Raw genomic sequence first — 18,905 nt, 5'->3', positions numbered from 1 at the left:
GATCAAGCGCGGCGTATAGGCCGTCATGACGCGCAGAACAAGGGGCAATGCCGCAATTCAGCAAACCCGTTAGCGGCGTTGCAGTTTAACAGCTTCTTGTTTTGCCAAGCGGATCAAATGCGCCATAAATGGACGGTGCGTATCATCAGACCGCGTCGCCGCATAAAGACGTTTTGTGATCCCTGTCTTGGTCAGCGGCCGCGTTACATAGTCCGAGTTAAACCGCACTTGGCTCACCACCCAATCGGGCAACACAGCCACACCACGGTTTGATGCAACGAGCAACAATATCACTGCCGTCAGCTCAACCTGACGGACTGATCCAGGTTCTATTTTAGCGGGGATCAAGAGCTCTGAAAAGACATCCAGACGCGCCCGGTCAACCGGATAGGTGATCAAGGTTTCGCCACGAAAATCTTCAGCCTCGATCACCTCTTTTTGTGCGAGCGGATGCATCTTAGACGCCACAAACACGGGTTCATAGTCGAAAAGCGGTGTAAAATCCGTCTCGGGCAGATCTTCGGGGTCGGATGAGACCACCAGATCGACTTCCTCTTTACGCAGGGCAGGCAACGCATCAAAAGCAAGTCCCGGCCGGATATCAACGTCAACCTCTGGCCAAGCTTTGCGGAACTGTTCAAGCACGGGAAACAGCCATTCAAAACAGGCATGGCATTCGATCGCGATATGCAAACGCCCTGCGCTGCCCTGAATCAGCCCTGAAAACTCGGCTTCAAGCGCTGCGACCTGCGGGAGGATGTTTTCTGCGGCTGCAAGCATCCGCATACCCGCCGCAGAAAGCTTGAGCGGCTTTGACCGGCGCACAAAAAGTTCCACACCCGCCTGATCTTCGATCCCTTTGATCTGATGGCTCAGCGCGCTTTGCGTGATGTGCAATTGTTCCGCCGCGCGGGCCAGCCCCCCGGTATCATGGATGGCTTTGATGGTCCGTAAATGCCGGAATTCGATATGCATATGAACCGCCCTCATGATCGTGGTGAAAGTTATGAATTTGCCTCATGTTAATAAAGCTGCGATACAACCAGCACAAGAGAGAGGTCCGCCCATGTCAAATACAACTGTTTCATTCGAATTCTTCCCGCCCAAATCGCTCGCGGCATCGTTCCGGCTTTGGGATTGCGTGAACACGCTCGCTCCTCTTGATCCAACATTTGTATCCGTGACCTACGGTGCAGGCGGCACAACCCGCAAATTGACGCACGAGGCTGTGGGCACGATTCACAAGACCAGCGGATTGAACGTGGCGGCGCATTTGACGTGTGTCGACGCGACCAAAACAGAAACGCTAGAAATCGCCGAAGGCTACGCCCAAGAAGGTGTGCGCGAAATCGTGGCCCTGCGTGGCGATGCCCCCAAAGGGGCGGATGGGTTCACCGCCCATGCCGAAGGGTTTGCCAGCTCGGTTGAATTGATTGGCGCGCTTGCGGACACGGGTAAATTCAACATCCGCGTCGGCGCCTACCCTGAAAAACACCCCGAAGCCGCAGACCAAGCCGCTGACATCGCCTTTCTCAAGCGCAAAATCGATGCAGGCGCGACATCAGCGATCACGCAGTTTTTCTTTGAGGCCGATACGTTCTTCCGGTTCCGCGATGCCTGTGCAAAGGCAGGTATCGACGCCCCTATCCTGCCCGGAATCTTGCCGATTGAAAACTGGGCTGGTACCCAACGTTTTGCTAAAATGTGCGGCACCACGATCCCGCAGGTCGTCACGGACGCCTTTGAAAATGCGACGCGCGACGGCACAACGGATCTATTGGCAACAGCACTCGCTACAGAACTATGCGATGACCTGCGCCAAGGCGGCGTTGATCACATGCATTTCTATACGCTCAACCGTCCTGAACTAACCCGCGACGTTTGCCATGCGCTTGGCGTGACCCCAAAAGCGAGCTTGCAGAACGTCGCCTAAGCCGTCAGCCTTTGGCCAAACAATGCCCGAGGCCCTGATGACAACTACGACCTATACCCTGCCCGACCGCGACCGTATGCTATCCATGTCGGGGTTGGATTATCTTCAAACAATGCTTACCGAACCCGGTCTAGGCGCGCCGATTGCGCGGGGGATGAATTACCAGCTCGATACCGTTGCTCTGGGTAAAGTGACATTTCGCGCTCGCCCAGAGTATCAGCACACAAATCCAATGGGCGGTGTGCATGGCGGCTGGTATGGCACCTTGCTTGACAGTTGTATGGCCTGCGCGGTGATGACCGCTGTGCCAAAGGGTGCGGTTTATACAACCCTTGAGTATAAGGTGAACCTGATCCGCGCGATCCCTATTGGCATGGAAATCATTGCCACCGGGGTTTTAGATCACGCGGGACGGTCGACCGGGGTTTCGCATGGCGAAATCAGAGGCGTAGCGGATGGCAAGCTCTATGCAACCGGGTCAACCACCTGCCTGATCATGCAGATTAACCCCAGCTGACGCGGCGGGCGTGACAGTGTCATGCAAACGTTCTGAGGTGCACCGCCCGACCACGCGTTTGCGGCGCGCCAGAAACACCTTTGACCAGCCGCGCCAATGGCCAATCGACGGGGCATCCACGTCTTGCGCGAACCGTGCGCGCCAACCGTCGGGCAAAGGCACGCCGCAATCTGACAGCCGATCAAGCATCCAAACCAATGGTATATTCGCCAAAGGTCGCGCCTGCGGGTGATCGCCCACCTGCCCGCCAATATCCGCGTGGTTTCCGCGAAACCAGACCTGTTCCATATGCCCAGTCCAATCGGCCGGTCGCTGCCACATCACCGGCGCGTAGGCCAAGCGGCGTTCATCCAGCGCCAGCGCATGGAACCCGTTCAACACATGTGCGCCCAACGCATGGTTGTGAAACCCATGCTGTGTCGGCGTCCAACGCCACAATATTGGCAGTCGTACGCCCAGCGCTTTCACCGTATCCCAAACGGCCACGGCTTCGATTTGCACAGCATCATGGCAGTAAATCTCGCGAAACCGCGTCGCCACTGGACGCGTATCACCGTTGCGGTAGTGCCTATAGGCTTGGCGCACCCCGCGCACTGTCGCATGGTCTGGTTTGAGCAGCCCAATCCCGTCAATCACCCCCGCAAGCGAACGCACAGCATAGGCACCACGAGAATAGCCAACCAGAATGATCTTATCGCCGGGCCGATACCGTGATGCGATCACGCCATAAGCACGTTTTATTTGACGGTTAATCCCCTTGCCCGTAATCACATCCCATGTCCCCGACCAGTCGCGCCATTGAATACCCGCCTCGTAGTAGACGGTCAGGTTTGCACGCGCACTTACCTCGTTGAGCAGCTTAAATGTGAGCCCGGCATTGGTTTCGCATCCTGGTTCTAATGACGAGCGTGTACCATCAAGCACCACGACGTGGGTCGCAGGCCCCCGCCCGCGAATGCCCCCTTCTTCGGTGCGTGCACGCCGCCCGAAAAGCCCAAAAAACCAATCACGCAGCTGCACTGTTTTCCTTTGCCTCTGCGATGGTTTTCCAGACCCGGTGCGGCGTGAACGGCATATCAACCTGCCGCACACCCACATCCCAGAGCGCATCCACAACCGCATTCGCCACGGCCGCCAGCGCCCCTACGGTGCCTGCTTCGCCACAGCCTTTCATCCCCATCGGGTTGTTCAGTGAAGGCGTGCTTTCGGTCGCAAAACGGATCATCGGAATGTCATCCGCGCGCGGCATCCCGTAATCCATGAATGTTGCGGTCAACAACTGCCCGGATTCGTCAAACACCACCCGTTCTGTCAGCGCCTGCCCGATCCCCTGGGCCACACCGCCGTGTACTTGGCCTTCTGCCAGCATCGGGTTGATCAAATTCCCGAAATCATCGACCACTGAGTAGCGATCAACGGCGACAACGCCAGTTTCAGGGTCAATCTCGACCTCTGCAATATGGGCCCCATTTGGAAAGCTCCGGTTTTCGAGATCAATTGTCGCCGTATGCGTCAACAAATCCTCGCGCCCCGCATCACGGGCCATTTCGGCGACTTCAAGCATCGTTGGTGTCAGGTTTGATCCCGCGACCCGGAACCTTTCATCATCAAAGCTGATGACAGCGGCGTCAACGCCTTGGTCGGTCGCAAGAAACGCGCGGAACGCGTCGATGATCACCCCAACCGTTGCCAAAGTCGCGGTGTTTTGCACCGTCACCGAACGTGACCCACCTGTGCCGCCACCTTTGGCGATTTGGTCGCTATCGCCTTGCACGACGGTAATCTGATCCGCAGGGATCCCCGTTTGATCTGCAAGAAATTGTGCATAGACGGTTTCATGTCCTTGCCCATTGGATTGGGTGCCCACGAATATAAGCGCGCCATCATCTGTGAATGCGACCTTTGTGGTTTCTTCGGTGTCGCCCAAAATGCTTTCGATATAGTAACAAAGCCCCTGCCCACGCAGCAGCCCCTTGGCCGCGCTTGCGGCTTTACGGGTGGCGAACCCGTCGCGATCAGACTCAAACGCGGCCCGGTGCAGCACCTTTGCGAAATCACCCACGTCATAGGTCACGCCGGTGACCGATGTGTATGGGAACTGGTCAGGCTGAATGAAATTCTTTTCGCGCAGGGCCCATGGGTCAACGCCCATTTGACGCGCGGCTTCGTCCATCACGCGTTCTAGCACAAAGATTGCTTCGGGGCGCCCCGCACCACGATATGCATCCACAGGCGTCGTGTTCGTGAACACGCCGACGCAGCCCATATAGGCTGTTTGCACATCGTAGGTGCCCATCATGACCTTGGAAAACAATTCGGTCTGGATCGGCTGCGCGTAGCCCGAATTATAGGCACCCATATTCGCGATCGTATCAAGATGATAGGCCACGATGCGGTGGTTTTCATCAAAGGCCAGTGTCGCCTTTGTGGTCAAATCACGGCCCGCATTATCGGATAACATCGCCTCTGTCCGCTCGGACATCCAACGCACGGGTCGGTCCAACACACGCGCAGCATGGGCGACCGCGAAATATTCGGGATAGCGCATGCCTTTCATCCCGAAGCCGCCACCGACGTCAGGGTTCGTCACACGAATATCAGCTTTATCCATCCCAAAGTGCATCGCCAGATCATTTTTGAGCCCCCACACCCCTTGCCCACCAAAGGCCAGATGCAAACGGCCATCTGTGATTTCCGCGAAACATCCGCGCGGCTCCATTGCGTTCACGATGATGCGGTTATCGGCAACATCCGCCGTGACCACATGCGCGGCAGCGGCAATCGCCGCTTTGGTCGCGTCTTCATCGCCTAGCCCAAAATCGAATGCTTGGTTATTGGGGGCCTCAGCATGGATCGCATCGCCACCAACGTCTAAATCCACATGTACGGGTAGATCATCAATCTCAAGGCCGACGGCCTCGGCAGCGTCTTTAGCTTCGATCAGACTATCCGCGACAATCATGGTAATCGCCTCGCCGACGTGGCGCACGCGCCCTTGCGCGAGTATCGGTCGCACAGGTTTTGCGCCGCGCGTGCCATCGCGATTTTTGGCAACTGCTGCTCCAAGACCAATTTTGACGCCTGCCGCGATCAGGTCATCCACGGTGACAATCAGCTGCACACCGGGCATATCCCGCGCGTCGTCAAGATCAAGCGCGGCAATCACACCATGTGCAACGGATGACCGCAAAAAATATGCGTAAAGCGCGTTCTGCGGCGCGATATCATCAATATAGCGGCCATGTCCGGTCACGAACCGCACATCTTCGACCCGCGTTACCGATTGGCTTTTGCCGAATTTTTCCATCCGCTTGATCCCGATTTTGGCGTTCTGCGCACTACCCTAAACACGCATCGTGCGATGTCCATAGACAGGTTTGTGTGAAAAAAAATTCAAATCTCGGGATTAAAACCCGGCCCCCAACCATTGGTATAGTAACTGACCGGATAGGCCGGCAGCGACACCAAACAAAACCGGAGTATTTTTATGAAACTTTCTATTCTTGCTTTGACAACAATCGTAGGTCTTGCCGCATGTGATGACGCGTATGCAGCGGGCCATGCAAGTGCGCCAGCTATCGACACAAACGGCATTCTTACAAATGCAGACGGCATGAGCCTGTATACATTTGACCCAGACACGACCACGACATCCGCATGTAACGGCGGGTGTGCCGTCAACTGGCCGCCACTGGCTGCAGCAGCGGATGCGACAGCATCAGACGCGTTTACTGTGATCACCCGTGATGATGGTAGCATGCAGTGGGCCTATGACGGCCAACCGTTGTACCTTTGGGTGAATGACCGCGCTCCGGGTGACATAACGGGCGACGGCGTCGGCGGTAATTGGCATCTTGCGCGCCCTTAAACACAAACGTCTTTACGAGTTGCATCTTTACGCGTTGCGTCCCGGCCGCTACGGTCGGCCGGGAAAGCAATCGGGCACGGATACCCCTCGCACATATGAGCAACTTCCAGCAGCAAATCTCGGACTGCCTGCCCGATCTATGGCGCTATGCTTTTGCATTAACGCGTAACCGTGACGCAGCGGATGATCTATTGCAGGATGCGGTTGAACGGGCATGGCGCAAACGCGCGATGTGGGAACCTACAGGCACAGTCAAATCTTGGGCGATGAAAGTACTGCTCAACACGTATCGCACACAACTGCGTGCACCGGCCCGCCGCCATGTAACCGCCCCGCTAGATGATATCGCGCAAACAGTGCCTGCCATCGATACGTTGGCAGACCAACTGGCGCTCGCGGAAACCGCACGCGCCATGGCAACCTTGCCCGAAGATCAGCGCGAAGCCCTGTTAAGCGTCGTCGTTGGTGGGCTCAGCTACAAAGAAGCGGCCGCAACATTGGATATTCCCATCGGGACGCTTATGTCACGTTTGGGGCGTGCACGCGCCGCACTCAAGGCGGCAATGCAACCAGTTGAAAGCCCAGTATCATGAGCGCGTTGAACGATAAAATCACAGCCGACATGCTGCACGCCTTTGTGGACGGGCAGTTGGATGATGCGGATATGGCCTTGGTCGAGGCCTATTTGAACGAAAACCCCGACGCGCTGGACGATGTAACCGCGTGGGAACAACAAAACGATGCGATCAATGCGCTTTATCCCGCGCGCGATATTCCACCCGTGATGCCAGTATTCCCTGCGGAACCGGCCAACATCAATGCACCGACCGGGCTGTCATGGTCCGCCATCGCCGCGTCCGTTGCAATGTTGGCCGTAGGCGTGACCGGAGGCTGGATCGCACGCGGCAACCAAACCGACCCCGTCTTGATGGCCAACCTTGTCCAAGAAGCCGTGCAAGCCCACGCCATTTACAGCATCGATCCGCACCGTCCGGTTGAGGTCGCGGCCTCTGACGAGGAAACCCTGATCCGCTGGCTGTCCAACCGGGTCGGCGAACCGTTGCAGGCCCCAGACCTGACCTCAAACGGCTTTACGCTAGTCGGCGGACGTTTAGTGTCGGCCACAGAAGGTCCCGCCGCGCAGTTCATGTATGAAGATGCATCCGGCAAGCGCATCACCCTGTTCGCCGTGCAGGGGGCCACCGGGCAGTTAGCATCGTTTAACTACAACCAGACTGGCGACACGGGCAGTTTCTACTGGGAAGACGCAAACTTGAGCTATGCCATTGTCGGTGATGTCGACCGCGATGCGCTGAACCAATTGGCCGTCAGTATCTATAACCAGCTATAGCCCCTTTCCCTTGGCCCAGCCATTAGGTATTCGGTCACAAAGAATATTGGGAACGTGACAATGGCCATGGACAAGACATTCGACGCAAAAACTGCCGAAGCACGCATCTATGAGATGTGGGAAAACGCGGGCGCGTTCAAAGCGGGCGCAAACGCCAGCCGCGATGAAACATTCGCGATCATGTTGCCGCCACCCAATGTCACAGGCCATTTGCACGTCGGCCATGCGTTCAACCACACCATCATGGACATGCTGACGCGCTGGAAACGGATGCAAGGGTATGACACGCTTTGGCAGCCGGGGCTGGACCACGCAGGCATCGCCACGCAGTTGATGGTTGAAAAAGAACTGGCTTCAACTGGCCAGCCTAAACGCACGGAACTTGGCCGCGAAAAATTCCTTGAAAAGGTCTGGGAATGGAAAGGCGAAAAAGGCGGCATGATCGAACAGCAGGCGCGGCGTCTGGGTGACAGTATGGATTGGACGCGGTCCGCGTTCACCATGTCCGGCGCGTCCAGCGCCCCCGCGTCTGAAAAACCCGGCAACTTCCATGATGCTGTGCTCAAGGTGTTTGTCGAACTTTATAACCAAGGCAAAATCTACCGCGGCAAACGTCTGGTCAACTGGGACCCGCATTTTGAAACCGCGATTTCCGATCTTGAGGTCGAAAACATCGAAGTCGACGGCCACATGTGGCACTTCAAATACCCGCTCGCGGGTGGCGAAACATACGAGTACGTCGAAAAAGACGAAGACGGCAACGTCACCCTGCGCGAGACCCGCGATTATATCTCTATCGCCACAACCCGGCCTGAAACCATGTTGGGTGACGGCGCGGTTGCGGTGCATAAAGACGACGAACGCTATGCCCCGATTGTTGGCAAACTGTGCGAAATTCCTGTCGGCCCCAAGGAACAGCGCCGCCTGATCCCGATCATCACCGACCCTTACCCTGATATGAATTTCGGATCGGGTGCGGTGAAAATCACCGGCGCGCATGATTTCAACGACTACGAAGTCGCCAAGCGCGGCGGCATTCCGATGTATTCCTTGATGGATACGAAAGGCGCGATGCGCGCAGACGGCGCGCCCTATGTGGAAGAAGCCGCAACCGCCCAAGCCATCGCCAACGGCGAACAAAAATTCGACGAGGCGATGATCGCCGCGATGAATATGGTCCCCGAGGAATACCGCGGGTTGGACCGTTTTGATGCGCGCGAAAAGGTCGTTGAAGACATCACGTCTGAAGGCAACGCCGTCATGCACGATGTGACCCGCACTGAAAAAGACGAAGACGGCAATAAGGTCGAAGTGACCGAGACCGTACCATTCGTCGAAGCCAAGAAAATCATGCAGCCCTTCGGCGACCGGTCAAAAGTCGTAATCGAGCCTGCGCTCACGGACCAATGGTTCGTCGACACCGATAAAATCGTCGGCCCTGCACTGGATTCCGTGAAAGAAGGCCGCACCAAAATCATGCCTGAATCAGGCGAAAAGGTCTTTTATCACTGGCTGGAAAACATCGAACCTTGGTGCATCTCGCGCCAACTCTGGTGGGGACACCAAATCCCGGTTTGGTATGGGCCGGACCTGTCACAGATTGAATCGGCTATTGGGGGAAACACATTCGAGGGAACAGAAGAGGCCATAGCGAAACTCAAAGAACTCTTGGGCGTCGCCGATCCTATCAACTTTTGCGCAAGCAACGAGACCGAAGCTAAGGCGAAGGCGCAGTCGGTGCTTGATGATGCTTGGCATCCATTTAATGCGGGACAAATTATCTTCGTTGAAGACGCCACTGCGGCAAGGGAAGAGATGATCGCAGGCTTGGAGAACGACAAGATCGTCTACCCATTGTACCGCGACCCGGATGTCCTCGACACATGGTTCTCCTCCGGCCTCTGGCCATTTGGTACGCTCGGCTGGCCCGAAGATAACGACGCGATGAAATATTTCCCCGGTGACGTGTTGATCACCGGCCAAGACATCCTGTTCTTCTGGGTCGCGCGCATGATGATGATGTCGCAAGCCGTTTTGAAAGACGACCCGTTCCACACCGTCTATCTGCACCAGCTTGTGCGCGACGCGAAGGGCGAAAAAATGTCCAAGACCAAGGGCAACGTCATCGACCCGCTGGACATGATCAACGAATACGGCGCGGATGCGCTGCGGTTCTCAAACGCGCAGATGGCGGCACTTGGTGGCGTGTTGAAAATTTCCGAGGACCGGATCAAAGGGTATCGGAATTTCGGCACCAAGCTTTGGAACGCGTTCAGCTTTGCCGATCACTATGAAATCGCTTATCCGGGTGATCCGGCAGTCCCCGTAGCCACGCAAACGCTGAACAAATGGATCATCGGCGAAACCGGTAAAGTCCGTGAAGAGGTCGATGCAGCGCTGGAATCCTACCGTTTCAACGACGCCGCCAACGCGCTGTATGCGTTCACATGGGGCAAGGTCTGCGACTGGTATCTGGAATTCTCAAAACCGATCCTGCAAGGCGAAGACGCCGCCGCCAAAGCAGAGACAGAGCAAACCTTGCGCTGGGTTCTGGACCAATGCCTGATCCTGTTGCACCCGATCATGCCGTTCATCACCGAAGAGCTGTGGGGCCTTGCGGACAGCCGCGCCAAAATGCTGGTGCACGCCGATTGGCCGACCTACACGGCAGCGGAACTGGTTGACGCTGACGCAGACCGCGAAATGAACTGGGTGATCGACCTGATCGACAACACCCGCTCTGCCCGCGCGCAAAGCCACGTGCCCGCAGGCGCCAAGGTGCCGCTGGTGGTCACAGGGCTTGACGCAAAAGGCCAATCCGCTTGGGACAACAACCATGTGCTGATCCAACGGCTTGCGCGGATCGAAAGCCTTACAGCTGTCGACGCCTTCCCAAAGGGCTGCGTCACGATCCCAATGGACGGCGGCACATTCGGTCTACCGCTTGCCGATCTGATCGACGTGCCCGAAGAAATCGCACGGCTTGAAAAAACACTGCAAAAGCTGGCCAAAGAATTGGGCGGTCTGCGCGGACGGCTCAACAACCCCAAATTCGTGGCCTCCGCCCCGGATGAGGTTGTCGCCGAAGCGAAAGAGAACCTAGCCTTACGCGAAGGCGAAGAAGCGCAGATCAAGGCGGCAATCGCGCGGTTGAAAGAGATTGGGTGAAACTAAAAGTGCTCGCCGAAATGTGGCGAGCACTTTCAAATCGACCGGTGTAGAAATGAATTCTCGAACCCTCCTGTCAACTGTGGTGTTAGTACTTTTTTCAGCTTCGAGTGGCGCAGCACTGGCTCAATACCGAGGAGGTTTTGACGATCCATCCTCTGATGGGATCGTCTATGAAGAAATTCATGACGTGGAACTCAGATCACATCCAAAGATATTGGTACATCCTTACGAAATAGTCATTCCCGACACCCAGTTTGGAGAAATGGTTATTTGTCAGCTTTACGATTCAGATGACTTGGTTGTCGCATCCGAGCATGACAACACGGGCAACGGTGAGACTAGGTTGTTTTTTACTTACAAATTACCCGTCACTTCAGCGCGCTGCTTCGAGATCATTGTTCCGCTGTGGATCGACAGCTAATTCTGTATCTTCGTTCAATAGGTTCAAAAGTATCTGGAATACAGCTGTACCTAGCGCACCACCCGCTCAACCGCCCGCATCATGCCTAGCCCTTTATCGTAGACCAACGTCAATACCCTGCGGCCACCAGTCTTGCTGGCGATCTGCGGGGCGGCGCGCATGGCGACGGCTGCGCCTGTGCTTGCGAGGAACCCGCGGCGTGATAACTTCATCCTATACCCTCTTGTTGCGAATGATTCTCAGATAATCACGATTGCATTGGTTTCAAGCCCCGGCTTATCTAGCGCCCATGACAAAACCTGCACTGACCCGCCTCGCCCAATCGTTGCCCGCCTCTGTTCCTTTCGTCGGCCCCGAGGCCGCAGAGCGCGCGAACGGTAAGCCGTTCATCGCCCGTCTTGGTGCGAATGAAAACACATTCGGCCCCTCTCCGCGCGCGATTGCCGCGATGCAAAAAGCCGCGTCAGAGGTCTGGATGTACGCCGACCCAGAAAGCCATGACTTACGCGCAGCCTTGGCCGCGCATCACGGCGTGGCACCCGAAAACATTATGGTTGGCGAAGGGATTGATACGCTCTTGGGCGTTCTCGTACGGCTATACGTGGGGCAAGACGACCCGGTTGTCACCTCCGACGGGGCCTACCCGACCTTCAACTACCACGTCGCGGGTTTTGGCGGGGTCCTGCACAAAGTGCCCTATGTCAACGACCATGAAGACCCTGCATCCCTGATCGCAAAGGCCCGCAAGGTCGACGCCAAGCTGATCTATATCGCCAATCCCGATAACCCGCTGGGCACATGGCACAGCGCGAATGTGATCGACCAGATGATCGCAAATACGCCCGACGGGGCGCTGCTGGTCTTGGACGAAGCCTATATCGAGATGGCGCCCGCAGGCACCGCACCCACAATGCAGATCGACAATCCAAACCTGATCCGCATGCGGACCTTTTCCAAGGCACATGGGATGGCGGGCGCACGCGTAGGCTACGCCATTGGCGCGACAGAGGTGATTGACGCCTTTAACAAAGTGCGCAATCATTTTGGCATGGGGCGGATATCGCAGGCGGGGGCATTGGCCGCGTTGGAAGATCAGGACTGGCTTGCAAATGTCACGACTGAAATCGCGCGATCACGCGCCCGCATCACGCAAATCGCAAGTGACAACGGGCTGGCAAGCCTGCCGTCGGCCACTAACTTTGTCGCCGTTGATTGCGGACAAGACGGCGATTTCGCCCGGCGCCTGCTGGCGGCCCTGATCGCCGAAGGCATTTTCGTGCGCATGCCCTTCGTCGCCCCACAAGACCGCTGCATCAGGGTCAGCTGCGGCACATCTGCGGAGATGGATGCGTTTGCAGATGCCCTACCAAAGGCATTGGAGGTGGCGCGGTGCTAGTCTTATGATTCAGCGCGGTTCTTTTGCCGCGCTTCATACTCTTTCCAGACATGCATTCTCCCTTTTTGACGCGCGTCAGCAAGCCATAGTTTTTTACGCACATCAGAGACCTCATGGGACGCGTAACGACCACCCGAAAATTTTGGCCAGTCAATCGCCAGCCCTTGTTTGACCATTTCTTCAGATAGATCGCGGCCATCTTCGAGATAGCAGCGCGCAACGTTGCGCCCATAGGCATCGGTTTCACTTATATCCGCGCGAATAACGTGTCCCTTGCACATATTAACTAACGCCCATTTGGCTTTTTTGCCATAAGGGTGGTTCATTTCAGGTGCATCAATTCCGTAGAGGCGTATTTGCTTTTTCTGAATGACCACAGTGTCGCCATCAACAACATAAGCCTTCCCACGTAAAGTATATCCGGGTGATACTTTATGCGCCGTTTTCGCCTGAAATGGGGCGCTATTTTTTACGGGCCGCACTTTGGGCGGCACCCTGCGCGAACTGGGTGGCGGGCCATGTTTATCTTTGCGACCCGCCAATATCCAAAAGAACGCCGCGCACAATCCGATTGCTAGTAAAACTTCCAACTCACTACCCCTCGCTGAACAAGCACGTCACAAATGAAGCGTACCCAGTTCAACTCAAAATAGCAAAATGAAGCTGTACCTCACTTAAGCGGTCGCAATCACCTCTGACGCCGCATCAAGTGCGCCGCGCCCGTGTGGAATGTTGAGTGCTTTAAGCCCTGCATCAATCGTGCCCAGCGCGCCCATGATCATATGCCCGCTTAGGTGCCCCATGTGGCCGATACGGAAGTAATCTTCTTCGGGGTCACGCCCCAAGCCGATGCCAAGCGTCAGCCCGCATTTCTCTTCGGTCCAGCGGCGCAGGTCCTTTGCCGCGGATGATCCCATTGCAACCGATGTTACGGCATGGGACCGCTGCGCAGGATCGGCCACGTTCAGCGCCATCGGCCCATCAACACCCCAGACGTCAATCGCGGCCCATACGGCTTGCGCGATTTTAGCGTGCCGCGCAAAGACGGCCTCGCGCCCTTCGGCCTTGATCAGGTCAAGTGCTGCGCGCAACCCGTACAGGTGGTGCGTTGGCGCGGTGCCTGCAAAATACTGATAGTAGACCTCTGGTTTGATGCGCGGGCGCCAATCCCAATAGCGGGATACCGTGGCGCTTTGTGCCGCTTCTGCCTTGTCGTTAAAAAACACAAAGCTGATCCCGGCAGGCGTCATCAGCCCTTTTTGGCAGGCCGACACCATGACATCGACACCCCAAGCATCCATTTCAAACCGGTCGCATCCTAACGACGCGATAAAATCGGCCATCAAAAGCGCAGAATGCCCAGCGTGGTCCATCACCGCCCGCAGCCCAGCGATATCATTTTTGATGCTTGTTGACGTATCAACATGAACGACCATGACTGCTTTGATCCGGCCAGCGGTATCGGCGGCAAGGACCTCTTCGACGCGGGCCAAATCGATGGCCGCTTGCGCACCAAAATCCATGATCTCGACCTGCGCGCCAACGCCTGCGGCCATTTCCCCCCAACCGATCCCAAAGCGACCGGTTGCAAGAACAAGCACGGTATCGCCGGGGGCCACGACATTGGCCAGAGCGGCCTCCCAGGCGGCGTGCCCGTTGCCGATGTATATCGCGACATTGTGGTCGGTCATCGCAACATATTTCAGATCGGGGATCAAGCTAGCCGTCAGATCGTGCAATTCGCCTTCATAGATATTGGGCGACGCGCGGTGCATCGCTTGCAAAACAGAATCAGGAATCACCGAGGGACCGGGAATCGCCAGATATTGGCGACCGTAAGACAGAGACATGGGAGTGCTTTCGATAGTGGTTACCGGCTGACAGTACGCCCAAGTTAGGCCGCGTCAAGTCTAGCGAACTTGCCCCGCCCCCCTATTTAAGATTAGACGTGCATGAACATGATCTAAAGGACACGCGATGGCCGCGCCTCTCCCCCCGGTAGACCCTAGCAAATCGCAATCCACACTCACATTGTTCTGGTGGCTGTGGAAGGATTATCTACGCCCTCACAAATGGCTTTTGGTGGCTGCGATTTTTTTCATGGTGATCGAAGGTTCCATGCTCGCGGTGATTCCGCGGATGATCCTGCCAATGTTTGATGATGTGTTCACTGCGGGCGATGTAACCGCCCTGTACTTTGTCGCATTTGGGGTGTTGGGCATCTTTATTGTCCGCGCAATTACGTCCAGTGCACAGAAATTGTTAATGGCGCTTATCGTGCAACTGACCGCGGCGAGTATGCGTAAACATCTGCTGCGCCATATGATGACGCTTGACAGCGCATTTTACGCGGTTCACCCCCCGGGCCAACTCATTGAGCGGGTCCAAGGCGATGTTAGCTCGATCAATTCTATCTGGAGCGGGATTATCACCGCTCTTGGTCGCGACTTGGTGTCACTTATTGGCTTGTTTGGCTTTGCGATGTGGCTCGACTGGCGATGGACGTTGATCGCCGTCGTCGGCATACCGATACTGGTGATGCCCTCGCTGATGGTGCAATCTTATATCCGCCAACGCGCGCGCCACGCGCGTGAAATCGCTGGAAGGATTTCGACCCGTTTGGACGAAGTATTCCACGGTATCAACCCGATCAAGCTGAACGCGCTCGAAGAATATCAAGGCAATCGCTACAGTCGCTTGATCAAAGAGGCCATCAAAGCCAACGTCCGCACTGCTGCAGGGCAAGCCACCGTTCCTGCGCTTATCGATGTGATGACCGGGATCGGGTTTATGGGCGTGATGCTATATGGCGGCACCGAGATCATGGCGGGCGAAAAGACCAATGGTGAGTTTATGGCATTCTTTACGTCAATGTCGCTCGCATTTGACCCGCTGCGCCGCCTTGGCGCAATGAGCGGTCAATGGCAAATGGCCGCCGCCAGCGTGGAGCGGCTTCAGCAGGTGTTGAACCTCAAACCATCGATTGTATCGCCAATGGCCCCCGCAACTATCACTTCGGGCTGCCCTGAAATTGTGCTTGATGACGTGAATATGCACTACGGCGAGTTGCCAGTGCTGCGCGGAACGGGTTTCGTCGCCAAGGCAGGAAAAACCACCGCGCTTGTCGGGGCATCCGGCGCGGGAAAAAGCACAATCTTTAACGTGTTGACCCGGCTTGTTGAACCCACATCGGGCAGTGTCACCATCGCCGGAACTGAGATCAAAGATTTTGATCTCGCGGATCTACGCGGGCAATTCTCGGTTGTCGCCCAAGACGCGGCACTTTTTGATGAAACCTTGCGCGATAACATTCTGTTGGGCCGCGAAGACGTGTCGGACGAGCACCTAAAAGCGGTTCTTGATGCGGCGCATATCAGTGACTTCTTGCCCATGCTGCCAAATGGGTTGGACAGCCCCGCAGGTCCGCGCGGATCGAACCTGTCGGGCGGTCAACGGCAACGTGTCGCTATTGCGCGCGCGCTATTGCGCGACACGCCGATTTTGCTGCTCGACGAAGCAACAAGTGCGCTGGACACCAAATCAGAGGCCATTGTCCAATCAGCGCTTGAACAGCTTTCCACCGGGCGCACAACACTGGTGATTGCCCACCGCCTATCAACCGTGCGTAACGCGGATTCTATCGTGGTGATGGATCATGGTCGTGCTGTTGATCAAGGCACCCATGACGAGCTGATCGCGCGCGGCGGCATCTACGCAGACCTGTACCACTTACAATTCTCTCAAGAGAAAAGCGAAGATCATGACTGACCGCACTATATTATCCATCGGCGGGGCTGATCGCGTGTCATTCTTGCAAGGGCTGATCACCAATGACGTGGAAAAAGCCACCGGCGGCATCATCTACGCCGCGCTTTTGACCCCGCAGGGGAAATACATCGCGGATTTCTTTGTGATCGGACAAGAAGATCGGCTGCTGATCGATGTCGCGAAAAGCCACGCGCCGACGCTCGCGCAACGCCTGATGATGTACCGCTTGCGCGCGGCCGTAACGATTGAAGAAACCACATTGATCGTATCTCGCGGGACTGGCCCCGCCCCTGAAAACGCATTGCAAGACCCCCGGCATCCCGACTTGGGCTGGCGCACCTATAGTGAGACGGACGTCAGCGATGCCACCGATTGGGACAGCTTGCGTGTCGCCCATGTAATCCCGGAAACCGGGATCGAACTGACACCAGAGACGTATATTCTCGAGGCCAGATTTGAGCAGCTCAATGGCGTTGATTTCAAAAAAGGCTGCTATGTCGGCCAAGAGATCATCGCCCGGATGAAGCATAAGACCACGCTGCGCAAAGGGCTGGCACAGGTTCGCATTGATGGTGCCGCCCCCATAGGGACAGAGATCGTAAATGCCGATGGCAAAACCGTTGGAACGCTTTTCACACAGTCTGGGGGTTACGCCCTGGCTTATCTACGCTTTGACCGCGCCATTGGTCCTTTGACAGCCGCGACAGCCAAGATTACGCCTTAACCGCAAGCGCCGTATCCAATAGGGCTACCCCAAGCTTGGCAACTTTGTTGATGCGGCCCTCGCCGCTAATCACAAACGCGACCGCATCTTTCTCAGGCACAAGCGCCAAAAGCCCGTACCACAGACGGTTAGATCCATCATGCCCCCAAGCGACATAATCGGTCCCTGGGATTTGAAACCGCATTAGCCCCGCCCCATAGTCACCGTCGCCGGTATCCATCATGCGCTGAACGCTAGTAGCCTCGAGCAAATCGGTTTCGCCACGCTGTGCTGTCAGCAAGAACCGCCCCCAGATCAACATATCAGGAATCGACAGATGCATACGCCCGGCGGGCGAGAAAAGCGGAGGGTTGTCTGCCATGCGTGCATCAGGCGCGACGGGGCGTCTAAAAAGCCCCAGAAAGGATCGGTGTCCACAAAGATCAGAGGGTGGTCCAATCCCAACTGACGCCAGACCAAGGGGCGCAACGATACGATTACGCAGCAGGTCTTCCCATGATTGTCCAGACACTGCTTCCAGCACATGGGCCGCGAAGATATACCCAATATTCGAGTATCGAAATGTGCCGGGCTTTGGGGGCAATGGGGCGCGCCAACACGCCGACAAAAATTGGTAATGATTAAGCGCCTCGTTATAAAGCGCCCGCATGCTTGCCCGGTCCGGGTTCGGGCGTAGACCCGCCTTATGCGACAGAACTTGGGTCAGTGTGATCTCTCGCCAACTCGGATCCATGTCCGCCGCGTCATCGGACAGGTACGCTATCACCGGCGCATCAAGGTCGATCAACCCATCTTGGGCCAGCATGAACGCCAGCGCCGCAGTAAATGTCTTTGTAATCGACCCGATGTGCCAGGCGGCGTCAACAGACACGGGGGTCGCGTCAGCCGTGCTATGGGTGCCGCCCACATAAATTTGCGGGGCATCGTCGCCTTGCTGAAACCCAAAACCGGCGGATACCAACCCGCTTTGCGCAAAGCATTGGTCAAACGCTTTGGCCAAGGGTTGCAAACAAAATGTCGTTTCGCGGAGAACCGTATCTTTTTCCACGACAGCCCTTTCTGCTAATGCGTGCCCAAAAATGGGAATTCTTCATCGCGAAAACAAAAAAGACCGCCAAATTGGCGGCCTTTGATCTGTCGCTCGCCTAGCGTTTTAAGCACGCTCAACGTATTCGAAAATCTCGGTGTTGACGACGATGCTTTCGTCTTGGCCAACAAATGGCGGGATCATCACGCGCACACCATTGTCCAATGTCGCAGGCTTAAAGCTGTTGGCAGCGGTTTGCCCTTTAACCACCGGTTCTGTTTCGGCAATCTTGCAGACGACCTTTTGCGGCAAGGTCACGTTCAATGCTTCTTCACCGTAATATTCGATTTTGACGGTCATGCCATCCTGCAAAAACGGACGACGGTCCCCAAGAATATCCGCAGGCAATGCAATCTGGTCATAGGTTTGCGTGTCCATAAACGTCAGCATCTCATCAGCTTCGAACAAGAATTGTTGGTCTTTCTGTTCAAGCGTGACGCGCTCAACCTTATCGGCAGAGCGGAAGCGCTCATTCAACTTACGGCCGTCGCGCAGGTTTTTCAGTTCCACCTGTGCAAAAGCGCCGCCCTTACCCGGCTTCACGTGATCGATTTTTACAGCTGCCCAAAGACCGCCTTCATGTTCCAAAACATTGCCGGGCCGGATTTCATTACCGTTAATTTTAGGCATCTAAGACTTCACTTCGCGATTAGAAAGGTTGATTGGTGT

At 56.0% G+C, this 18,905-nt stretch carries 18 protein-coding genes; 10 read left to right on the top strand and 8 right to left on the bottom strand.

The genetic code is table 11. The features are described 5' to 3' along the window. Positions 1-69: 69 nt before the first annotated feature. Complete coding sequence (locus tag Yoon_RS04060; RefSeq protein WP_238110398.1) at positions 70-975, bottom strand: LysR family transcriptional regulator; 906 nt, start codon at positions 973-975, stop codon at positions 70-72. A 91-nt stretch (positions 976-1,066) separates the two neighbouring features. Between Yoon_RS04060 and metF the strand changes: the two genes are divergently transcribed. Next, entirely contained in the window at positions 1,067-1,933 is an 867-nt protein-coding gene (gene metF / locus Yoon_RS04055) for a methylenetetrahydrofolate reductase [NAD(P)H] (protein ID WP_238110396.1), read from the top strand. A 37-nt stretch (positions 1,934-1,970) separates the two neighbouring features. Further along, positions 1,971-2,450 (top strand): PaaI family thioesterase, encoded by a 480-nt coding sequence (locus tag Yoon_RS04050; protein ID WP_238110394.1) that lies wholly within the window; start codon positions 1,971-1,973, stop codon positions 2,448-2,450. On the opposite strand, the gene Yoon_RS04045 is transcribed toward Yoon_RS04050, so the two are convergent. Together Yoon_RS04045 and Yoon_RS04040 are read right to left on the bottom strand one after the other, a co-directional pair. Beyond that, complete coding sequence (locus tag Yoon_RS04045) at positions 2,412-3,470, bottom strand: DUF2235 domain-containing protein (protein ID WP_238110393.1); 1,059 nt, start codon at positions 3,468-3,470, stop codon at positions 2,412-2,414. The genes Yoon_RS04050 and Yoon_RS04045 overlap by 39 nt on opposite strands. Next, positions 3,457-5,757, bottom strand: coding sequence for a xanthine dehydrogenase family protein molybdopterin-binding subunit (locus tag Yoon_RS04040; RefSeq protein ID WP_238110391.1), 2,301 nt, complete (start codon positions 5,755-5,757; stop codon positions 3,457-3,459). The genes Yoon_RS04045 and Yoon_RS04040 overlap by 14 nt, the downstream gene beginning before the upstream one ends. A 180-nt stretch (positions 5,758-5,937) precedes the next feature. On the opposite strand from Yoon_RS04040, the gene Yoon_RS04035 reads away from it, so the two are divergent. From Yoon_RS04035 to Yoon_RS04015, 5 genes are all read left to right on the top strand, one after another. Next, complete coding sequence (locus tag Yoon_RS04035; protein ID WP_238110389.1) at positions 5,938-6,318, top strand: hypothetical protein; 381 nt, start codon at positions 5,938-5,940, stop codon at positions 6,316-6,318. Positions 6,319-6,413: 95 nt separating this feature from the next. Beyond that, a complete protein-coding gene (locus Yoon_RS04030; RefSeq protein WP_238110387.1) occupies positions 6,414-6,911 on the top strand; it encodes an RNA polymerase sigma factor in 498 nt (165 codons plus the stop codon). Then, on the top strand, positions 6,908-7,669 hold the full coding sequence (locus Yoon_RS04025) for an anti-sigma factor (protein ID WP_238110385.1): 762 nt from the start codon (positions 6,908-6,910) through the stop codon (positions 7,667-7,669). The genes Yoon_RS04030 and Yoon_RS04025 overlap by 4 nt, the downstream gene beginning before the upstream one ends. 60 nt (positions 7,670-7,729) lie before the next feature. Beyond that, positions 7,730-10,837, top strand: coding sequence for a valine--tRNA ligase (locus tag Yoon_RS04020; protein ID WP_238110383.1), 3,108 nt, complete (start codon positions 7,730-7,732; stop codon positions 10,835-10,837). Next, positions 10,830-11,261 (top strand): hypothetical protein, encoded by a 432-nt coding sequence (locus Yoon_RS04015; protein WP_238110381.1) that lies wholly within the window; start codon positions 10,830-10,832, stop codon positions 11,259-11,261. The genes Yoon_RS04020 and Yoon_RS04015 overlap by 8 nt, the downstream gene beginning before the upstream one ends. Before the next feature lie 50 nt (positions 11,262-11,311). Here the strand turns inward: Yoon_RS04015 and Yoon_RS04010 are convergent, their stop codons facing one another. After that, a complete protein-coding gene (locus Yoon_RS04010; protein ID WP_113777638.1) occupies positions 11,312-11,473 on the bottom strand; it encodes a Tat pathway signal protein in 162 nt (53 codons plus the stop codon). 77 nt (positions 11,474-11,550) lie between these two features. Here Yoon_RS04010 and Yoon_RS04005 point away from each other — a divergent pair, with 77 nt between their 5' ends. Continuing rightward, the gene (locus tag Yoon_RS04005; protein ID WP_238110377.1) at positions 11,551-12,657 is read left to right on the top strand and encodes a pyridoxal phosphate-dependent aminotransferase; all 1,107 of its coding nucleotides are present in this window, start codon (positions 11,551-11,553) and stop codon (positions 12,655-12,657) included. A 2-nt stretch (positions 12,658-12,659) separates the two neighbouring features. On the opposite strand, the gene Yoon_RS04000 is transcribed toward Yoon_RS04005, so the two are convergent. Together Yoon_RS04000 and Yoon_RS03995 are read right to left on the bottom strand one after the other, a co-directional pair. Further along, a complete protein-coding gene (locus Yoon_RS04000; RefSeq protein ID WP_238110376.1) occupies positions 12,660-13,247 on the bottom strand; it encodes a thermonuclease family protein in 588 nt (195 codons plus the stop codon). Positions 13,248-13,331: 84 nt separating this feature from the next. Beyond that, positions 13,332-14,507 carry an alanine--glyoxylate aminotransferase family protein gene (locus Yoon_RS03995; RefSeq protein ID WP_238110375.1) on the bottom strand — a complete coding sequence of 392 codons (1,176 nt, stop codon included), beginning with the start codon at positions 14,505-14,507 and terminating at the stop codon, positions 13,332-13,334. Positions 14,508-14,634: 127 nt separating this feature from the next. Between Yoon_RS03995 and Yoon_RS03990 the strand changes: the two genes are divergently transcribed. Together Yoon_RS03990 and Yoon_RS03985 are read left to right on the top strand one after the other, a co-directional pair. Then, positions 14,635-16,425 (top strand): ABC transporter ATP-binding protein, encoded by a 1,791-nt coding sequence (locus Yoon_RS03990; protein WP_238110374.1) that lies wholly within the window; start codon positions 14,635-14,637, stop codon positions 16,423-16,425. Continuing rightward, a complete protein-coding gene (locus tag Yoon_RS03985; RefSeq protein WP_238110373.1) occupies positions 16,418-17,149 on the top strand; it encodes a folate-binding protein YgfZ in 732 nt (243 codons plus the stop codon). Before Yoon_RS03990 ends, Yoon_RS03985 begins: the two co-directional genes overlap by 8 nt. Here Yoon_RS03985 and Yoon_RS03980 read toward each other — a convergent pair. Together Yoon_RS03980 and efp are read right to left on the bottom strand one after the other, a co-directional pair. Next, positions 17,139-18,197 (bottom strand): serine hydrolase domain-containing protein, encoded by a 1,059-nt coding sequence (locus Yoon_RS03980; RefSeq protein ID WP_238110372.1) that lies wholly within the window; start codon positions 18,195-18,197, stop codon positions 17,139-17,141. The two genes, Yoon_RS03985 and Yoon_RS03980, sit on opposite strands and share 11 nt — an antisense overlap. A 105-nt stretch (positions 18,198-18,302) precedes the next feature. After that, positions 18,303-18,866: an elongation factor P gene (gene efp, locus Yoon_RS03975; RefSeq protein WP_113777645.1), complete on the bottom strand. Its 564-nt coding sequence runs from the start codon at positions 18,864-18,866 to the stop codon at positions 18,303-18,305. Between the last annotated feature and the right edge of the window lie 39 nt (positions 18,867-18,905).

The organism is Yoonia sp. I 8.24, from assembly GCF_022096995.1.
GTDB lineage: Bacteria > Pseudomonadota > Alphaproteobacteria > Rhodobacterales > Rhodobacteraceae > Yoonia.
Note: the sequence above shows the minus strand (reverse complement) of the source record. Positions and strands in the feature narration are given on the sequence as shown.